An 18,572-nucleotide genomic window follows, 5' to 3' on the forward strand; every position below is an offset into this window, starting at 1 on the left:
GCCCGGTAAACCTGGCGCTCGCACTGTCACCGCAGCGCGGAGATCAGCGCGATACCGCCCGCCAAGAGGAGCGCGAGCGCGGCCACGGGCTGGCCGCCGCCGACCGCGAGCGAGACGCCGTACACGAGGCCGGCCGCGAGCGCGCCGACGAGCAGGCTCGCCCCCGCGTGGACCGCGACGTTCCGCCGGACCCGAGCGCCCCGTCCGACCTGCTCCCCGAGGCCGACCCCGTGGTCGGCGACGTCCCACGCGACCGCCAGCCCGACGGCGGCGACGAGCAGGGCTTCGGGCGGGGCGCCGCGGTACCCCGCGAGCGCGATCCCCGCCACGCCCGCGGTCGCGCCCCACGTCAGGACTCGCGCCGACCCCCGGAGCGAGCCGCCGAGGAACGCGAGCGCGCCGACCCCGACCAGCGCGCCGCCCGTCGGACTCGCTATCAGCGCGGCGGTCGCCGCGACGCCCGCGGCGGCGAGGCTCGCGACGACCGCGACCGTCGGGGGCCGGGCGTCCGCCTCGTGGAAGTCGGCTGGCGCTTCGGACGCCGACTCGTCGCCCCCCGTCGCAATCGCGGATCCGTCGCCAGTCGTTCCGGGCGCCGAGCCGTCGCCGCTCATCGCGACCACCGCCTCGTCGCGGCCGCGACCGCGGCCGGGAAGGAGTCGTCGCCCCACTCCAGCGCGCGGATCCCGCCCGCCCGGAGCGCCCGGAGCCGCTGGCGGCGCTCGAAGGCGGTCAACCGTTCGCCCGCCGTCTCGGCCGTCGTCGGGTCCGGCGAGAGGACCGTCACGAGGTGACCGTGCGCGTCGACGCGCCGCGCGATCGCCGTCGCGGTTTCGTCGACGAGGGGGGTGAAGAAGAGCACCTGCGCGTCGGCCGGGAGCCGCCGCCGGAACCGCCGGAGCCACAGCGACCGGTAGAACCGGTCGTCGCTCGGCGTCGGCGCCAGCGCGGGGTCGGTCGCGAGCGTCTCGCGCCCGCGGGCCGCGTGGACGGTCCCGCTGCCGGGCGGCAGCCAGCAGTCGATCGGCGACAGCGCCGCGATCCCGACCCGGTCGCCCCCGTCGAGGAGCGCGGAGAACGCCTGTCCCGCGGCCGCGACGCTCGCCTCCACCGCCGTCTCGGCGTCCGGGTCGGCGGCGACGTACGCGGACTCGCGGGTGTCGACGACCAGCACGACCGTCGCGGAGCGCTCCTCGCGTAGTTCGACGGTGGACAGCTCCCCCGTCCGCGCCCGCCGGTTCCAGTCGATCCGCTTGAGCGGATCGCCGCGGCGGTACTCCCGGGTGGCGTGGAACTCAACGCCGGCGCCGCCCACGTCGGTCGGCACCCGACCGTGGTGGACGGTCGTCAGCCCGCGCAGCGGGAGGTCGCCGCCGGCGGACAGCTCCGGCGTACAGGCGATCGCGGTCGGCGCGTCGAGCGCGGTCGTGCGCTCGCGGGCGCCGGCCGCGTCGCGGGTGATCGCCGTCAGCGGCTCCCACTCGTGGTCGCCCCGGGCCGCGCGCACCGTGTACTCGAACGTCACCGCCGTCCCGGGTCGCAGCGCCGTCGCGACCCGAGCGGGGCCGTCGACGACCGCCAACCCCGGCGGGACCCCGTCGACGAGCCGGAGGTCCGGCAGGGCCTCCTCGCCGACGTTCTCCGCCCGGACGGTCACGCTGACCTCGTCGCCCGGCTCCGGGGCCTCGTCGCTCACCGTCCGCGTCACCGCGAGCGCCGGCGCCGACGCGTCGCCCGCCCGCGCGTACACCGCGTACCCGGCGCCCACCGCGCCGGCGAGCACGAGCGACGACTGCCGGACGAGCACGCCGAGGCCGACCAGCGCCAGGGCCGCCCCCGCCACCCCCAGCCAGCGCTCCGTCTCGATCGCTCGGCGGTGTTCCCGGTCGCTCGGAGCGCCGGCGGATTCAGTCTCGGTCGCGTCGGCCGATTCAGTCTCGGTCGCGTCGCGGTCGCGTCCGACCGCGTCGCCGTCTCGTCCGGTCGCCTCACCGTCGGTCGATGCCGGCTCGGACGCGGCGGCGCCGCTTGAGGGGTCGCTCACGCCGCACCCCCCTCTATCCGCTCGATCTCGCCGATCGCGGCGCGGAGCCCGTACCAGTAGTTCGACCGTCCCCGGACCCCGGCGGAGAGCCGGACCCGGACGGGATAGGCGGTCCGGGTGTCGAAGAACGCGGCGGCGGCCGCGTCGTCCGTCCACGTCCCGTCGTCGACGGCCGTCGCCGCCGCCTCCCGCGAGCAGTTGCGGTCGCGGGCGACGGCGTCCACGGCGACCTCCCGGACCCGGTCGCGGAGGGCGCGACGGTTCCGGTAACCGCCCGGCGCCGGACTGGCCACGCGGGCGATCCGCTCGTCGAGGTCGGCACCGGGCACCGCGGCGGGCGCGCGCCGCTCCGGCTCTCCGGTGTCTGTCGGCATCCGCCGGCGGTCCCGACGCGCGTTCGCGTATCGAATCCCCTGAACCACGCCGAGGACGCCGATCAGCGTGACGACCGCCGACGTGGGGGAGAGGACCGACGCCACGCCGCGGTCGAGCGCCGCGAGGATGCCGACGGCGACCGCCAGCACTCCCGCGACGGCGAGCGGCCGCACTACCGACCACCACCGTCGGTTCCCACCGTTTCGCCCGCGCTCTCCGTCAGAGCGCGCGTCACGAGTCGCCTCCGTGCCGCTCCTCGATCCGACGCAGCGCCTCGACGGCGCGGCGCTCTCGGTCGTCGGTCGCGTCCTCGCCGCCGTATCGGACCCGCTCGAACGCCTCGGTGAGCGCGGTCACCGGCTCCTCGGCGACGCCCGCGTCGACCGCGGCGGCCGCGAACTCCGCGGGCGTCGAGGAGTCCGGCCGGTCGACGTCGAGGACGTCGGTCATGTCGCGCCACGCGCGGTACACCTCGTTGTCCGCGTCCGAGGACTCGATCCGGTCCGCGACCTCGCCGGCCGTCCGCCCGACCGCGGCGAGGTCCGGCGGCTCCTCGACCGGTTCGTCGGTCCGGTCGCCGCCGCCGTCCGCCTCGTCGTCGCCGCCGGCGAGGAGCAGCGCGGCGACGCTCGCGATCACCGCGGCGACGACGACGACCGCGAACAGGATCTGCGGCGCCGACGCCGCGCCCTCGCCGCTGCCGAGCCCGCCGCCGGCCGCGCCGGTCGACAGTAACTCCGTCCCGTTGCTGCCCATCCCGAGCGAGGTGGAGACGTTCTCCGCGACCGACCGGCACGTCGACAGCACCCAGAACAGGACCGCGATCGGGGCGCCCATCACGCCGGCGACGGCGACGCTCGCGAACGGCGACCCGGTGTCGCGATAGGTGACCCCCGCGAGCAGCGTCAGGCCGACGAGCAGCGCGATCACGGCGGGCGGCTCCCTGAGGAACGGCAGACAGAGCCCCGGCGCGGAGAAGTCGCCCGCCTCCCCCGACGACGTGAGGACGCCGGGGTCGCCCGTGTCAGATCCGACGCTCGGGGCGTCTCCGCCGCTCCCGCCGAACCCGCCGCCGCCGGTGTCGACGGCGGTGTCCAGCGTCGCGGCCGCGACGCCGAGCGCGACGAGGGCGAGGAGGGCGACCGCGACCGCGACGAGGGCGTCCCGCTTCACGTCCCCGACTACGCCGGCCGCCGGGAATAGCTTTCGGCGGCGGTCGGTTTCGGGGTCGCGCCGGAACGCCCCCGATCCTCTCCGCCTACGCGTCGTCGCTCCCGTCGACGACGTCGTCGAGCGGCGTCGTCGGGAACAGGGCGTCGACGTCGGGGTCGGGGTCGACGAGTCGGTAGGCGGTCCCGTCGGGCTCGACGACGCCGGCGTCGGCGAGGTGGTCGAGGTGCGAGAACGCCTCGCCGGGACCGTGGAGGACGTGGATGTCCTCCAGCGAGCCGAACAGCGCGGCCGACACCTCCCACGCGGTCGCCGGCCCCGAGTTGTCGAGGACCCCGATCACCCGGCGGGTCCGGTGCCGATGGTGGTCGAGGATTGTCGCCGCGCGGCGGCTCGGCTCGTCGATCCGCTGACGGTGCCCCGGATGCGCGGCGTCGAAGTCGCGGTCGACGATCCGCGCGAGGCTCTCGGCGTAGGCCGCGAGCGCACCCTCGACGCGGATGTCGGCGCCGCCGACGTTGGGGGTGTACTTCGGGAGCAGCGCGTCGCCCGTGAACGCCTCCTCGGTCGCGTCTTCACCAGCGATGGGGTCGTGGTCCGACACCGCCCGCGGGTCGAACGCGAACCCGGAGAGTCCCGCGGTGTGGCCGGGAAGGTGGAGGGCTTCGAGTTCGACGCCGCCGGCCTCGATCGCGTCGCCGTCCGCGAAGGTCGTCACGTCGGCCGGTCGCCCCGAGAGGTCCACGCTGACGGCGTCGAAGAACTCGATCAGCCGCTCCTGGTCGGCGGCGGGCATCCCCCACCGCTCAAACGTCTCGCGCTGGAGGTCGCGGTCGGCGAACAGCGGCGTCTCCGTCCCGTCGACGAGGCCGGCGTCGGCCTCGTGGACGTACACGTCGGCGCCGCCCTCGGCCTGGACCTCGCCGGCGAGTCCCGTGTGGTCCGGGTGCCAGTGGGTGAGGACGACCGCGTCCACGTCGCCGAACGCGTGCCCGTACTCGGCGAGGCCGTCGGCCAACTCCTCGCGGACCTCGGGGAGCGCGACCCCGGTGTCGACGAGCGCCGTCGTCTCCCCGTCCAGTAGGTACACGTCGTTTTCGCCCTCGAAGACGGTGTTGCCGAGCTGAATCCGTTTCACACAGCCACGTCGGCTGCCGGGCATTTCACCGTTTCCACCGCCGGCTCCCGCCCCGGCGGCGCCGTCACTCGATACCGACGCCGGTGAACTCGGAGCGCGCCCCGCCGTCCGGACCGTCGGTGACGCATACTGCCCAGCCGTGCGCCTCGCCGACCCGCTCGACGATGGCGAGGCCGAAGCCGGTCCCGTTCGAGTCGGTCGTGTGGCCGGCCTCGAAGACCTCGCCGCGCTCGTCTTCGGGGAGTCCGGGGCCGGCGTCCACGACGTAGAACCCGCCGTCGAGGTCGCCGACGGTGACCGTCACGTCCGCGCCGCCGTGCGAGACGGCGTTCCGCAGGAGGTTCTCCAGCACCTGTTTGAGCCGACTACGGTCCGCGCGGACCGTCGCCGTCGCCTCCGCGCGCACTGTCGCGTCCGCGGTCTCGACGCTCCGCTAGCACCCCTCCGCAATCGCTCCGAGGTCGACCGGTTCGAGCGACTCCAGTATCGTCTCGTACCGTCCCAGGTCCCGCGCTCGACGGTCCGGGTCTCGGTCGCCCGTCGCGTTCGATATCCCGTTCCAGGCGGCCGATAATGAACCGTCGCTCGGCGTCGGCGAGTCGAGAGACGAGCGTCGGCCGGTCAAGCGACGGGCGTCGGCGGGTCGGTCGCTCGGGGGTAGCGGTACCGGTCGCCGGAGCGATCCGTTGAGGCTTTGCTTCTGCCGCTCTTTCCGATCCCATGGAGTATCAACCGGGCGTGTGTAACATCGGACCGACACAGCAGCGACGGCGGCTCCTCCTCGGCGTCGGGTCGCTCGCGCTCGCGGCCGCGTTCGTCGCGGCGGCCGTCTCGTTCGCGTGGCCGCGCTGGTCGCTCATCCTCTCCGTCTTCCCGCTGTACGGCGCCGCGATGGGCGCGTTACAGTACCGCGAGCGGTTCTGTATCGGCTTCGCCGGCATCGGCGTCTTCGACGTGGGCGGGGGGACGAGCGAGATCGAAAACGAGGAGGCGCTCGCCGCCGACCGCAGGAAGGCGGTCAAGCTCAACGCGAAGGCGATGGCGCTCGGCGCGGCCGGGACGGTCGTCGTCTTCGCCGCGGTGACCGTTCTGGCATAAATCTCGCTCGGCGTTCCGGCCGTTTAGTTATAACCAGACCACTCTGGCTAAATCGCTGTCGGCAGACCGACGACGAACACTGCCGACGATCCGGCCGGTCATTCGTGACTGATTGCCGGCGGATCGGTCGTGGGAACCTCCTCGAAAGCCTCACCCGCTCGGCTATAGATCGTTGCGGCCGTGAGAGCCTCCTCCAAAGCTCAGCCTCCCGGCTGCCCCTTTGAGTCCCACTCCGCACAGCCCCGCACCTCACACCTCCCCAGCCTCGTCGGTGGTCCTCCGCTTCGCTTCGGCCCACCGACTCCCTCGCGCGTGCTGGCTTCGCGGCCGCCGGTGGCGGCCGCTCGCAGGCATGCGCCTCCGAGACCGCTAACTGTGCGGGATCCCGCTCGGGTATCACCACGAACGTGCGTATAGAAAAGCATTAGAACCGGCTCGATGACCACGTAAGTGAATGAGCCTGTCCGATGCGGACCACGAGCTCGTGACCGCGGAGCTCGGCCGCGAGCCGACGGCGGCGGAGGCCGCGCTGTTCGAGAACCTCTGGAGCGAGCACTGCGCGTACCGCTCCTCGCGGCCCCTCCTGTCGGCGTTCGACAGCGAGGGCGACCAGGTCGTGGTCGGCCCGGGCGACGACGCCGCGGTCCTCGCGCTGCCCGAGCCGGACGCGGCCGACGACCCCGCGGCCGAGCGCGACGCCGACGACTACGGCGACACCTACGTCACCTTCGGCGTCGAGAGCCACAACCACCCCTCCTTCGTCGACCCGTTCGACGGCGCCGCGACGGGTGTCGGCGGCATCGTCCGCGACACGATGAGCATGGGCGCGTACCCGATCGGCCTCCTCGACTCGCTGTACTTCGGCGGCTTCGACCGCGAGCGCTCCCGGTACCTCTTCGAGGGCGTCGTCGAGGGCATCTCCCACTACGGCAACTGTATCGGCGTCCCGACGGTCGGCGGCAGCGTCGCCTTCCACGGCGGCTACGAGGGGAACCCCCTCGTCAACGTCGCCTGCGTCGGCCTCACGAACGAGGACCGACTCGTCACGGCGACCGCACAGGAGCCCGGGAACAAGTTGGTCCTCGTCGGGAACGGCACCGGCCGCGACGGGCTCGGCGGCGCGTCCTTCGCGAGCGAGGACCTCGCCGAGGACGCCGAGACCGAGGACCGCCCCGCGGTCCAGGTGGGCGACCCCTACGCCGAGAAGCGCCTGATCGAGTGTAACGAGGCGCTGATCGACGAGGACCTCGTCCGCTCGGCCCGCGACCTCGGCGCGGCCGGCCTCGGCGGCGCCTCCTCTGAACTCGTCGCGAAGGGCGGCCTCGGCGCGCGGATCGACCTCAACGCCGTCCACCAGCGCGAGCCGAACATGAACGCCACCGAGATCCTGCTTGCCGAGAGCCAGGAGCGGATGTGCTACGAGGTCGCCCCGGACAACGTCGAGCGCGTCGCCGACCTCGCCGAGCGGTTCGACCTCGGCTGCTCGGTCATCGGCGAGGTGACCGACGGCAACTACGTCTGCGAGTTCGCCGGCGGCGCGGACGGCGAGGGCGGCGCGGACGCCGACGGCGCGACCGACCGCGACCCCGAGACCGTCGTCGACGCGCCCGCCGAGTTCCTCGCGGACGGCGCGCCGATGAACGACCTCGAAAGCGAGCCGCCGAGCGAGCCCGACCGAGACTTGCCCGCCGACGAGCCCTCGCTCGACGAGGCGGTCGCGGCCGTCCTCTCGGCCCCGTCCACCGCGAGCAAGCGCTGGGTGTACCGCCAGTACGACCACGAGGTCGGGACGCGCACGGCCGTGAAGCCCGGCGACGACGCCGCGCTGCTCGCGGTCCGCGAGACGGAGCCGACCGACGAAGCGAGCGAAACGGCCGCCTCCGCCGACGGCGTCGGCCTCGCGCTCGCCTCTGGCGCGAACCCGAAGTGGACCGCGGTCGCGCCGTACGAGGGCGCCCGAGCCGTCGCCCTCGAGAACGCGACGAACCTCGCCGCGACCGGCGCGGTCCCGCTCGCCGCGGTCGACTGTCTCAACGGCGGCAACCCGGAGAAGCCCGACGTGTACGGCGCGTTCGAGGGGATCGTCGACGGCCTCGCGGACGCCTGCGCCGCGCTCGACGCGCCCGTCGTCGGCGGCAACGTCTCCCTGTACAACGACAGCGTCGAGGGGCCGATCCCCCCGACGCCGACGCTCGCGGTGCTGGGCACGCGGCGCGGCTACGACGCCCCGCCCGCCGCGCTCGACGCCGACCGCGCGGCCGACTCCGTGCTTCTGCTGGTCGGGTCCGGCGGCGACGCGCTCGGCGGCTCCGAGTACCTCGCGCACGCCGGCGGCGGCGACCGGTTCCCGACCCTACCCGACGAGTCCGGGGCGGCCGACGACCTCGGGGGCCTCGTCGCGTCGCTCGCGGCCGCCGCCCGCCACGAGTCGACGCTCGCGGCCCACGACGTGAGCGAGGGCGGGCTCGCGGTCGCGCTCGCCGAGCTGGTGACCGAGGACGCCGGCGTCGACGCGACGCTGCCCGACCGCGTCGCGGCGTTCGACGAGACGCCCGGCCGCCTCCTCGTCCAGACGACCGATCCCGAGGCGGTCGCCGCGGTGGCCGGCGACCTCCCCGTGTTCCGGCTCGGCGACGTGACGACAGACGGCACGCTCTCGCTCGCGGTCGGCGACGAGTCGGTCGCGCTCTCGGTCGACGCGGTCCGCGACCACCGCGACGTGATCGAGCGCGAACTGGCGTAAACTACCCCGCCCTACTTGCTCACGGCTTCGCCGTTCGCTTCGTTGACGGCGGGGCTTTCGCGTGGACTCCCGTTCTGGCCATCGCTGGCAGGCTCGTAATCACCGTTCACGTTCAACGTCCCGCGATTCAAGCGCACGTTTACGGGTGCGCCTCCACCCGACGACGTTTGCGTCGAGCGGAGATGCTTCAGACCGATGTTCTTCGCCGCGTTGTAGTCCGCGTGCGGTGAGTATCCGCACTTCAGGCACTCGAATACGTCCTGTCCGTCCGAGGTCGGGCGGTTGTTCTCGTGAGTGAACCCGCACTTGGAACACCGCTGGGAGGTGTAGGCGGGACTCACCTGTTCAACCGAGATGCCGACGACTTCGGATTTATACTCGACGTACTCGAACAGGCGTCGGAACGCCCACGCGTGGAACTTCTTGGCGTTCGGCATCCGCTCACGAATTCCCGTCAGGTTCTCGAACGCGATCACGTCGCAGTCGTGTTCGACGGCTTCTGCGACGAGTTCTTTCGAGACGGTGTGGAAGAAGTGGTCGTAGCGTCCCGTCTCCGTGCGTCCGACCGATTGGATGGTCTCGTGAGCGGCCCGCGTCCCGCGCTGGTGGAGCGACCCGCGTCGCTTCTCGAACTCGCGGCGCCAATGGTTCAACTCCGACCCGTTCCAGAACGTGCCTGTTGACGTGACGGCGACGTTTTCGATGCCGAGGTCAACGCCGAGGACTGTGCTGTGCTCGTCGTTGCCGTCGTCGGCAGTCTCGAACTCCACATCCGCCTTTGTGCGGACGTGAAGGTAGAACTCACCGGCTCGGTAGTGAAGTTCCGCGCCCGTCACCTCGTAGTCGTCGTTGAACAGATACTCCGAGTGGGGCGTCTCGCGGCTCTCGTCGGGAAGGACGTACTCGGCCGTGATGCGGCCTTCGACGGTCGAGAGCGTCGCGTGGTCGTCGTTGAACGTGGCACACCGCTTATCGTAGACGAGTGTGGGAGCGGAAAAAGACGGTTTCCCTGCGTAGTCGCCTTGTTTCCAGCGGGCGACAACGCTTTGGACGGCGTCGGCGGCCTTGTTGCGAGCGTTCTGAACGAGATTCGCTTGTAACCGTGTCTCTGCCCGCACGTCGTCGTAGGTTTCACGTTGAAGTTGGGCTTTGCTCGTCGTTTTATACTCGCCTTGCCAGGCGTGGTCGACGACGTAGTTGGCAGCCCACAGGAACTCGGAGATAGTTTCATGGAGGAGGTCGGCGTCGCTGTCGGCCACATTGAGTTTGACCGGGACGGTGCGACGGACCTCCATCCGTACTTCAGATGTATACTTTTGTTTTTATATTAGTGACGGTTCGGGGAGGAGCCGGCCGACAATCGAACGTGGCTGGTGTAGTGCCGGGTCGGTTTCCTCTCCGACCTACTCGCTCGCTTCGCTCGCTCCGTGAGCTCGGAGGCTCTACCTTGTATTATGCTGAGCCGGCGCGACGCGGTGGATGAGCGGCGAGCCCCGCGCTCCGTACCCTCGCGATCACCGATTTCGACGACGCGAGAGGGAGCGATACGCTTTTAGGTGCTCCTAAAGTATGTGGCGGCAACCGCGGGACGCCGGCCATTCCGGTGCCCGCCCCTCATCGATGGCATCCACGGAACCAGTCGGCACGACGCGCTCGACCGAGTCGGACGACGCGACGGCCGATCGATCGGACGACTCCGCGACCGACCACCGGGCGAGCGCCGCCGCCGACGACGGGGCGACCGCCGCCGCGGACCCCGTCCTGTCGCTGTCCGAGGTCACGAAGGCGTTCGGCCCCGAGACCGCCGTCGACGACGTCTCGCTCGACGTGCGGTCGGGGGAACTGCTGACGTTCCTCGGCCCCTCCGGGTGCGGCAAGACGACGACGCTGCGCACCATCGCCGGCCTCGAAGAGCCGACTGAGGGGCAAATCACCCTCGGCGACGAGGTCGTCGCCGGCGACGGGTCGTTCGTCCCGCCGGAGCGGCGCGACGTGGGCATCGTCTTCCAGAACTTCGCGCTGTTCCCCCACCTCACCGTCCGCGAGAATATCGCGTTCGGGCTGACCGACGCCGACGCCGCCGAGAGCGAGGCGCGCGTCGACGAGCTGCTCGAACTGGTCGAGATGACCGACCACGGCGAGAAGACGCCCGACCAGCTCTCCGGCGGGCAGAAGCAGCGCGTCGCGCTCGCGCGTTCGCTCGCCCCCGAGCCCGAGGTACTCCTCCTCGACGAGCCCTTCTCGAACCTCGACGTGCGCCTCCGCGTCGAGATGCGCGAGGAGGTCCGCCGCATCCTGAAGGAGGCGGGCGTCACCGCCGTCTCGGTCACGCACGACCAGGAGGAAGCGCTCTCCATCTCCGACCGCGTCGCGGTGATGAGCGACGGCCGGATCGAGCAGGTCGGCCGCCCCGAGTCCGTCTTCGAGCGCCCCGAGTCGAAGTTCGTCGCCTCCTTCCTCGGGCGGGCGTCGTTCCTCGAAGGAGAGCTCCGCGACGGGAAGGTCGACACCGGCATCGGCCGGTTCGACGCCGTGACGCTGGAGGGATACGACACCGTCTACGACGGCGCGCCGGTCGACGTGCTCGTGCGCCCGGACGACCTCCGCGCGACCCCCGCGACCTCCGAACTCGCCGACGGCGTCGTCACCTCGCGGCAGTACGTCGGGCCCTCCTTCGTCTACCGGGTCGAACTCGACTCCGGCGAGGCGGTCCACTGCCTCCACAACCACGTCGAGGAGTTCGACCTCGACGAGCCCGTCTCCCTCGAACTCACCGCGGACCACCCGCTCGCCTGGTACCCGCGCTAGGCGAGTCGCTGCCGGCGGCCGAACGACTACGGAAAAACGCGACGAGCGACGGCGTTCAGAAGGTCGCGAGGAACGGGACGGCGTACGCGATCAGCAGGCCGACCAGCGTGACGGCCGCGCCGACGCCGACCTCGCGGCTCCCGAATTCCTGCATCGGTGCGGTCACGCGCTTGTCCGGGTCGGGCTCGTGCGAGTGCTCGTCCATAGTCCCGGATCCGACCGGGGAACATATAAGCCCACCTGAACTCGACGGCCCCGACTCGCGGAGCGACGCGCCCGGAGCGGGCGCGTCAGCGACGGTCACGCCGCGCGTCGAGGAGCCGGACCGGATGCGCGGGCCGCCGCGTGAGCAGCGCGTCGAGCTGTTCGAGACAGGACGTGCCGCTGGCGACCACCGTCCGGTCCGCGGTCTCGTCGGTCGTGAACTGGTCCGCGAGCGTCTCGCCGACGTCGACGCTGAGGTCGTAGTACTCGGACTTGTAGCCGAAACTGCCGGCCATTCCGCAACACTCCACGTCGGAGGTCACCACGTCGAACCCCGCGTCGTCGAGGACCGCCGTCGTGTACGGCTCCAGGTCCAGCGTGCGCTGCTGGCAGTGGCTGTGGTAGGCGATCCGTTCGCCGTCGCCGTCGGGGAGCGCGCCGAGGTCGGCGCCGTTCTCCAGCAGGCCGTACACGTACTCCATCACCTCGTAGCTGCGCTCCTTCAGCGCCTCGTGTTCCTCCGTCGGGAGGAGCCGACCGTACTCGCGGTGGAACATCGCGAGGTCGGAGGGCTCGATGACGACGACGTCCCGACCCGCCGCGACGGCCGGCGCGAGCGACTCGTACACGGCCTCGGCGTTCGACCGCGCGGTCGCGACCATCCCCTGCGAGAGCGGCGCGCGTCCGCTCTCGCCGGCCGCCGGCACGTCGACGTGGACGCCGAGCGACTCGAGGACCCGGACGGCCGCCTTCCCCCGCTCGGTGCGCACGTAGTTGGTGTACGCATCGGGGTACAGCGCCACGCGCTCGCGCGCGGCGTCGGGGTCGACCCGCGAGCCCCGGTCCCCGAACCAGTCGACGAGCGACTCGCGCTCGAACCGCGGGAGCTCGCGGCGGCTGTCGACGCCGAGCGTCCGTTCCAGCACCGATCGGGCGGGCCCGGCCTCCGCGACCCAGTTCGACAGCGGCGCGAACGCCGACCCGAGCTTCGCCAGCGTGTCGAAGTTCCCGAACAGGCGCTTCTGGAGGTCGATCCCGCCCGGATCCGCGTCCGGCGTGAGCCCCTCGACGAGGAAGTCGAGGTCGCCGTCCGTCCCGCGGTTGATGCGGTCGCGGACGACGGTGTTGATCCACGGGATGTCGATCTTCACCGGACACTGGTTCACGCACCGGCTACACCCCGTACAGAGGTCGTTGAACTCGGCGGCGCTCTCCTCGCCGTGGACGCCCGCCTCCCAGCCGGTCGCGATTCCGCCGGAGTACGTCTCGCCGCCGAAGGCGTGGCCGCCCACGTGCTGGAAGTTCGCACAGGAGTTCGCGCACGCCGAACACCGGATGCAGTACAGCGTCTCCCGGAGCTGGTCGTCGTCGCGCATCTCCATCCGGCCGTTGTCGATTAACACGAGATGGAAGTCGCGCTCGTCGCCGGAGCCGAGCGCCTTGTCGCCGAACGTCGGGGAGTCGGTCGGCGGGGTGAGAAGCGAGACGTAGGAGGTGATGTCCTGGCCGGTCCCCGACCGACCGATGAGCTCCACGAACGGCTGGAGGTCCTCGACGCTGGGGATCACCTTCTCGACGCCCGCGACCGCGACGTGGGTGTCGGTCGCCTGAACGCACTTCCGGGCGTTGCCCTCGCTCGTCACCAGCGCAAGCGTCCCGGTGTCGGCGGTGACGAAGTTCGCGCCCGTCATCCCGACGTCGGCGTCGCGGATCTTCTCGCCGAGGTGTTCGCGGGCGAACCGGGTCAGCTCCTCGGCGGTCTCCGGGGGGTCCTCGGGCTCGAACACCTCGTCGAACAGCGCGGCGATTTCCTCCCGCGACTTGTGGATGGCCGGGGCGACGATGTGCGACGGGGCCTCGTCGGCGATCTGGAGGACGAACTCGGCGAGGTCGGTCTCCCACACGTCGGCGCCGTCCGCCTTGAGGGCCTCGTTCACCTCGATCTCCTCGCTGGTCATCGACTTCGACTTCACGGCTGTGCGGCCGTCGACGACCTCCGTGATGTAGCGGTTCGCGTCCGCGGCGTCGTCGGCGAGGTACACCGTGCCGCCGTTGGCCTCGACGGCCTCGGTCACCTCGTCGATGAGCTCCGGCAGCCGCTCGATCGCGTCCTCTTTGATCGCCCGCGCCTCGTCTTTCAGCCGCTCGTAGTCGTCGAGGTCGCCGGTCGACTCGTAGCGTCCCTCGTTGAACACGCGCGTGTTCTGCTGGACGCTGTCGCCCTCGGTGTCGAGGATGTGGCGGATGTGTTCGGCCTTCCGCCGTCGGTTCTCGGCGCTCATCTACCTGTCCTCCACCAGCACGACGGTCACGTCCATCGGCCCGTGCGCCCCCTTCACGAGCGCGCCCATGTCCGCGGTGGCGCTCGGTCCGGTCGCGATGATCGACTGCCCCGCGCCGTCGCGGACGTCCGCGGCGAGGCGGTCGAACGCGGCGTCCATGTCCGGCAGGACGTCGTCCGCGGCGACGACCGCGACGTGCTCGTCTGCGTACAGGCTCACCGGCTCCTCGCCGGCGGCCCCGCCCTGAATCACCACGGAGCCGTAGTCGGCGATGCCGTATCCGGCGGCGGTGACGCCCGTCGCCGCGGCTTCGAGCTCGGCGACGGTCGGGTCGGTGTTCACCGCGTCCGGGAGCGAGACCCCGTCGAACGGGAGCGGCGCGCCGACCGCCGGGTCGTCGAGCAGCGGCGCCAGCGCCGACTCGAACCCGTCGGCGGTCGTCCGGACGCACTCGACGCCGACCTCGTCGAGCGACGACTCGAAGGTCGCGATTGACTCGACTGACATACGCCGTGGTTGCTGTAACAGCCTAATGGGTGTTTCCCTATACGCAGTTTCCTAACGGGATACATAACGTATCTTTCTCATCGGACGCCCGGCCAGTACCCAACTCCTCGCCAGTAATATCGTCAAAAAAGAAAGTTACATATGGATCGTTGTGAGACGCCCAAACACGGTCGAAAGACATACTCATGACAAACGTACTCTCACTGGCGTTCGTCGGCGTCATTCCGATCGGCGTCGCGTTCGTCCTGCTCGCCGGACTCAGGTGGTCCGCCGCCCGCGCGATGGGGGTCGGGTGGCTGCTCGCCGGGGGGATCGGACTCACCTACTGGGGCATGGAGATCGACTGGCTGGCCGCGTCGGCCGTCTACGGTGCGTTCCAGGCGGTCGACATCATCCTGATCGTCTTCGGCGCCATCCTCCTGATGAACTACCTCGAGGGGAGCGGCGCCATCGCCACTATCAGGTGGTACTTCGGACAGATCGAAGAGGACAGACGCATCCAAGTCCTGCTCATCGGGCTCGGCTTCATGACGATCATCGAGGGCGCCGCCGGGTTCGGGACGCCCGGGGCGCTCGCCGCGCCGCTCTTTATCGGCCTCGGCTTCCCGCCGCTGGCCGCCGCGGTGTTCGGGCTGTTCTTCAACGCGCCGAACCCGCCGTTCGGCGCCGCGGGGACCCCCGTCATCGGCGGCACCGGCGCCGTCATCGACCCGGCGCTCTCCGGCTCGATGGGGGTCTCCGAGTTCCTCTCGATGGTCTCCGCGTGGTCCGGCATCGTCACGGGCGTGACGTACGTGTTCTGGGGGCTGCTCGGCGTGTTCTTCCTGACGTACTGGTTCGGTGACGCCGACGGCGGCCGGAGCGTCGGCGGCGCCGTCCGCGACACGCTCCCCATCGCTCCGTTCGCGCTCCTCCTCGGCGTCGTCACCGGCGGGACGCAGCTGGTGGTCGCGTGGTTCGTCGGGCCCGCGCTCCCCGACATCGCGGCCGGGTTCGTCGTCCTCGGCGTGGGGCTCCTGCTCGCGAACAACAATATCCTCATCCCCGACCGCGAGTGGGACTTCCCGACCGACTCGCAGTGGAGCGACACCTGGCTCGGCGGCCTCGAACTCGACGAGATCTCCCGCGACCAGCCACAAAAAGAGATGTCGGTGCTGCTGGCGTGGACGCCGTACCTCCTCGTCGCGCTCGCGCTGCTCGCCACGCGGTGGCCCGACCTCACGGTCGCCGGCACCGCCGTGCTCCCGTGGATCCAGAGCTTCACCGTCGGCATCGACTCGATCCTCGGCACCGAGCTCGGGTACACGCTCCAGTATCTCTACCTCCCGGGCACGATGCCGTTCATCCCGATCGCCGTCCTCACGGGCCTCATCCACAAGATGGACGTCGACGAGATGGGCGCGGCGTGGCGGCGCTCTGCGGAGCAGGTCGCGCCCGCCGCGCTCACGCTGATCATCGCGGTGTCGATGACGCAGGTGATGATCCAGTCGCAGACGAACACCGCGGGCCTCCTCGGCATGATGGAGGCGCTCAGCCGCGCGCTCGCGATCGGCGCGGGCGGCCTGCTCCCGATGATCTCGCCGTGGATCGGCGCCATCGGCTCGTTCATGACCGGGAGCAACACCTCCTCGAACATCCTGTTCAGCGTGCTCCAGTACAACGCCGCCGAGACGGTCGAACTCTCCCGGACGATCGCCGTCAGCCTCCAGAACGTCGGCGGCGGCCTCGGCAACATGGTCTCGGTGCTGAACGTCGCCGCGATCTGCGGCGTCGTCGGCATCACCGGCCGCGAGGGCGACCTGCTCCGGAAGGCGATCGTCCCGATGGCCCTGTTCGCGCTGTTCGCCGGGCTGTTCGGAATGCTCCTGAGCTACGTCCTCGTGCCCGGGCTATTCTGATCCTCCCGGAAACGCTTTCCCGCGACCGCCTCGAAACACAGGTCGAACGACTCAACGTCGAAGACCGCTATGAGCGACTCACGAACGCCTGAAGTGGGCTCGGCCGGAAGCGATGACGGTCCCCAGCGACCGCCCCGCTACGAGCAGGTGATCCGGTGGGCCGAGTACATCAAAACGCAGCCGCCGGAGGTGTGGGGTCCACAGCAGAACGCGGTCGTGAACGGCCATATCGAGAGCGCGCAGGCGGTCGACGTGATCGCTGAGGACAGAAAGCGGGTTCGAGAGCTTGCGGTTGAGGTATTAGTGGAACGCGACGATACCGTGGGGAGAATCGAAACGAACGAGGAGTAGCCGTTCGCTAGAGCGTGGTCGGATCGATCCGATCCACGAGACCGTTGGAATCGTCGTCGAAGCTCAAAACCGACTCGATATCATGGCGGTCACACAGTTCCACAGCCGTCCCGTCAGTGAAACTGAGCCCCTGATCGTCGTAGCGCTCGGACACCTCGACCGAGTCTGTAAAGCCCGCATTGGACACGTGAAGTATCTCGCAAACCGGCGGGTACGGACCCGCGCCCCGAAGCTGTCGGCCGATCCGCTTCGCCGCCGAGAACGATCCGGTTCGCTTGAGAGTCAGCGTGACCGCCTCGTCGTACACGTAATCAGTCGCGTCTGCGGCACCGAACTCGCTGTCGTAGACCGCGTCCAGCGCGTCGCTCATCTCCTCGTGTCTCGACGCGTCGGTGTCGTGATCCGCGTAGAGGGCGCCGGTATCGACGAGACCCGTCATCCGTAGAGCACGTCGTCAATGTCATCTTCGTCGGTTTCGGCCCCGGAACTGACTCGTCCCCGGCGCATCTGTTCTTTTTCTCTTCGGTGAGAGGAAGCGTTGACGAGCGGAAGGAGTCGGTCACCTCGTCACGGGAGTCGTGCGCGTCGTTGATAAGCTGCGAAAGCAGCTCCTGCTGGGTAACGGTCTTCCCGGTTCGAAGCCGTATCTCCGCCTTTGACATCCTCTCCGCCCTGAAGAGCAAAGATTCCCACGGCCCCACACCGCTGGTTTGGGGTGTTTACGGTTTGTAGCTGTCCCGGTGACGGCTACTGGCTGTGCCAATCAGCCGTTACTCATATCCCGGCATGGGATTCAGAGGTACTTCTTACTGTACCCGAACACTACAACAGAAAGGGGTACTTTCTGTGTGTGGTCGGGAATCCCGATATTGTCCGATTAAGTGGACCGCCTCGGATGACTATCAATACGACGACCACTCAATTAAAACACCCGGCCAGAAGTTCGTGATTGCTGTAGAGAATTGTCGGATTCATCCCCGCGCTGAAGCGCGAGGCTTTCTCCTTGATTCTCCGTAACTCTTCAACGCGGGACTTCGAGTCCTCGTCGACTTTGACAGCCGCCCTCATTCTGGCGTGTTACTATTAAACTAAGTAAACTTTTCTACGACACGGACCGCTACGACCTGCTCAGCCGCACGGCATCCCGCCGACCGCCCTTCCGCTCGTCACGAACCCGGAAGCGATTCGGTCGCGCCGCGCTCGCTCCCGTTCCGAAACGTGTGCTACCGTTTCGCACTCGTTAGGTTTATTCGTTTATCATTCTATCTGTTAGCACAGATGACGGTCCCCGTTCCCGAGACGGACTCCGTACTCGTCGAGGGCTCGGCGCTGTCCGGTCAGCGGCGGGTTGTCCACGAGTTCCTCCACGAGCGAGACGGGACCCCGCTGGTCGTTTCGACGCGCCAGCCGGCCGAGGGCGCGCGCCGGACGCACCGTCGGGTCGTCGGTCACGAATCGGCGGCGGACGAGACGCCGGAGGGGTCGGACGACGAGCCGACACCGCTCGTCGTCGACTGCGTCACGGGCGCGATCGAGGAGTCTCTGAGCGACGAGTCGCGCGTAAAGTACGCCCGGCATCCGAGCAACCTCACCTCGGTCGGGACCAAGTTCACCGAGTTCCTCGAGGCGCGCGGCGACAGCGCGCTCGCGGTGGGGGTCGACACGGTCTCGCCGCTCCTGATGTACGTAGACGCGTCGGGCGTGTTCCGGTTCCTCCACATCGTCGTCCAGAAGGCGACGGGCGCGGGCTGCCCGGTCGTCGTCGGGCTCGACGGGTCGGCGCACGACGACCGCGTGGTCTCCCAGCTCGCGCCGCTGTTCGAGGTGGTGGTCGAGACGCGTCGTGTGAAGGACGCGCGGCAGGTCCGCGTCGCGCGCCCGGAACCGACGGAGTGGCGAGAAATCTGATTGTGTGGAATCGATGAAAAATTTTCTCGCTTCAGCGCGGGGAGAG

17 protein-coding genes and 1 pseudogene are annotated in these 18,572 nt (G+C 70.0%); 6 read left to right on the forward strand and 12 right to left on the reverse strand.

Going from position 1 to position 18,572, the window contains the following annotated elements; genetic code table 11:
• Positions 1–26: 26 nt before the first annotated feature.
• The 6 genes from EO776_RS03320 to EO776_RS19255 all read right to left on the reverse strand — a co-directional run bounded on the left by EO776_RS03320 (position 27) and on the right by EO776_RS19255 (position 5,133).
• Positions 27–671: a DUF7519 family protein gene (locus tag EO776_RS03320; RefSeq protein WP_049931498.1), complete on the reverse strand. Its 645-nt coding sequence runs from the start codon at positions 669–671 to the stop codon at positions 27–29.
• Positions 611–2,044 (reverse strand): DUF58 domain-containing protein, encoded by a 1,434-nt coding sequence (locus EO776_RS03325; RefSeq protein ID WP_100050371.1) that lies wholly within the window; start codon positions 2,042–2,044, stop codon positions 611–613. The genes EO776_RS03320 and EO776_RS03325 overlap by 61 nt, the downstream gene beginning before the upstream one ends.
• A complete protein-coding gene (locus EO776_RS03330) occupies positions 2,041–2,592 on the reverse strand; it encodes a DUF7269 family protein (protein ID WP_086216739.1) in 552 nt (183 codons plus the stop codon). The genes EO776_RS03325 and EO776_RS03330 overlap by 4 nt, the downstream gene beginning before the upstream one ends.
• Positions 2,593–2,650: 58 nt before the next feature.
• Complete coding sequence (locus EO776_RS03335) at positions 2,651–3,592, reverse strand: DUF4129 domain-containing protein (RefSeq protein WP_129452358.1); 942 nt, start codon at positions 3,590–3,592, stop codon at positions 2,651–2,653.
• Positions 3,593–3,677: 85 nt separating this feature from the next.
• Entirely contained in the window at positions 3,678–4,727 is a 1,050-nt protein-coding gene (locus tag EO776_RS03340; protein ID WP_094592697.1) for an MBL fold metallo-hydrolase, read from the reverse strand.
• Positions 4,728–4,791: 64 nt separating this feature from the next.
• A complete protein-coding gene (locus EO776_RS19255; protein ID WP_246041485.1) occupies positions 4,792–5,133 on the reverse strand; it encodes a sensor histidine kinase in 342 nt (113 codons plus the stop codon).
• Positions 5,134–5,447: 314 nt separating this feature from the next.
• Here EO776_RS19255 and EO776_RS03350 point away from each other — a divergent pair, with 314 nt between their 5' ends.
• Together EO776_RS03350 and purL are read left to right on the forward strand one after the other, a co-directional pair.
• Positions 5,448–5,825, forward strand: a complete 378-nt coding sequence (locus tag EO776_RS03350) for a hypothetical protein (protein WP_049931502.1) — start codon at positions 5,448–5,450, stop codon at positions 5,823–5,825.
• A gap of 454 nt (positions 5,826–6,279) precedes the next feature.
• Positions 6,280–8,568 (forward strand): phosphoribosylformylglycinamidine synthase subunit PurL, encoded by a 2,289-nt coding sequence (purL, locus tag EO776_RS03355; RefSeq protein WP_100050372.1) that lies wholly within the window; start codon positions 6,280–6,282, stop codon positions 8,566–8,568.
• Positions 8,569–8,579: 11 nt separating this feature from the next.
• Here purL and EO776_RS03360 read toward each other — a convergent pair whose 3' ends face one another.
• On the reverse strand, positions 8,580–9,863 hold the full coding sequence (locus tag EO776_RS03360) for an RNA-guided endonuclease InsQ/TnpB family protein (protein ID WP_094519454.1): 1,284 nt from the start codon (positions 9,861–9,863) through the stop codon (positions 8,580–8,582).
• A 325-nt stretch (positions 9,864–10,188) separates the two neighbouring features.
• Between EO776_RS03360 and EO776_RS03365 the strand changes: the two genes are divergently transcribed.
• Positions 10,189–11,376 (forward strand): ABC transporter ATP-binding protein, encoded by a 1,188-nt coding sequence (locus EO776_RS03365; protein ID WP_089307993.1) that lies wholly within the window; start codon positions 10,189–10,191, stop codon positions 11,374–11,376.
• A 55-nt stretch (positions 11,377–11,431) separates the two neighbouring features.
• On the opposite strand, the gene EO776_RS18855 is transcribed toward EO776_RS03365, so the two are convergent.
• From EO776_RS18855 to EO776_RS03375, 3 genes are all read right to left on the reverse strand, one after another.
• The gene (locus EO776_RS18855; RefSeq protein ID WP_176454915.1) at positions 11,432–11,581 is read right to left on the reverse strand and encodes a DUF7550 family protein; all 150 of its coding nucleotides are present in this window, start codon (positions 11,579–11,581) and stop codon (positions 11,432–11,434) included.
• Positions 11,582–11,666: 85 nt separating this feature from the next.
• On the reverse strand, positions 11,667–13,862 hold the full coding sequence (locus tag EO776_RS03370; RefSeq protein WP_094519453.1) for an LUD domain-containing protein: 2,196 nt from the start codon (positions 13,860–13,862) through the stop codon (positions 11,667–11,669).
• Positions 13,863–14,369, reverse strand: a complete 507-nt coding sequence (locus tag EO776_RS03375; RefSeq protein ID WP_049931506.1) for a LutC/YkgG family protein — start codon at positions 14,367–14,369, stop codon at positions 13,863–13,865.
• Positions 14,370–14,554: 185 nt separating this feature from the next.
• On the opposite strand from EO776_RS03375, the gene EO776_RS03380 reads away from it, so the two are divergent.
• Together EO776_RS03380 and EO776_RS03385 are read left to right on the forward strand one after the other, a co-directional pair.
• Positions 14,555–16,267 carry an L-lactate permease gene (locus tag EO776_RS03380; protein ID WP_094495417.1) on the forward strand — a complete coding sequence of 571 codons (1,713 nt, stop codon included), beginning with the start codon at positions 14,555–14,557 and terminating at the stop codon, positions 16,265–16,267.
• A gap of 69 nt (positions 16,268–16,336) precedes the next feature.
• A complete protein-coding gene (locus EO776_RS03385) occupies positions 16,337–16,618 on the forward strand; it encodes a hypothetical protein (protein ID WP_100050373.1) in 282 nt (93 codons plus the stop codon).
• 7 nt (positions 16,619–16,625) lie between these two features.
• On the opposite strand, the gene EO776_RS03390 is transcribed toward EO776_RS03385, so the two are convergent.
• Both EO776_RS03390 and EO776_RS19740 read right to left on the reverse strand, forming a co-directional pair.
• Positions 16,626–17,057: a type II toxin-antitoxin system VapC family toxin gene (locus EO776_RS03390; RefSeq protein WP_100050374.1), complete on the reverse strand. Its 432-nt coding sequence runs from the start codon at positions 17,055–17,057 to the stop codon at positions 16,626–16,628.
• Positions 17,054–17,280, reverse strand: a pseudogene (locus tag EO776_RS19740) (hypothetical protein). Before EO776_RS19740 ends, EO776_RS03390 begins: the two are co-directional and overlap by 4 nt.
• A 616-nt stretch (positions 17,281–17,896) precedes the next feature.
• On the opposite strand from EO776_RS19740, the gene EO776_RS03400 reads away from it, so the two are divergent.
• Complete coding sequence (locus tag EO776_RS03400) at positions 17,897–18,526, forward strand: DUF7504 family protein (RefSeq protein ID WP_100050375.1); 630 nt, start codon at positions 17,897–17,899, stop codon at positions 18,524–18,526.
• The last annotated feature ends 46 nt before the right edge of the window (positions 18,527–18,572 follow it).

It is taken from the genome of Halorubrum ezzemoulense (assembly GCF_004126515.1).
In the GTDB taxonomy this organism is placed as follows: Archaea; Halobacteriota; Halobacteria; order Halobacteriales; family Haloferacaceae; genus Halorubrum; species Halorubrum ezzemoulense.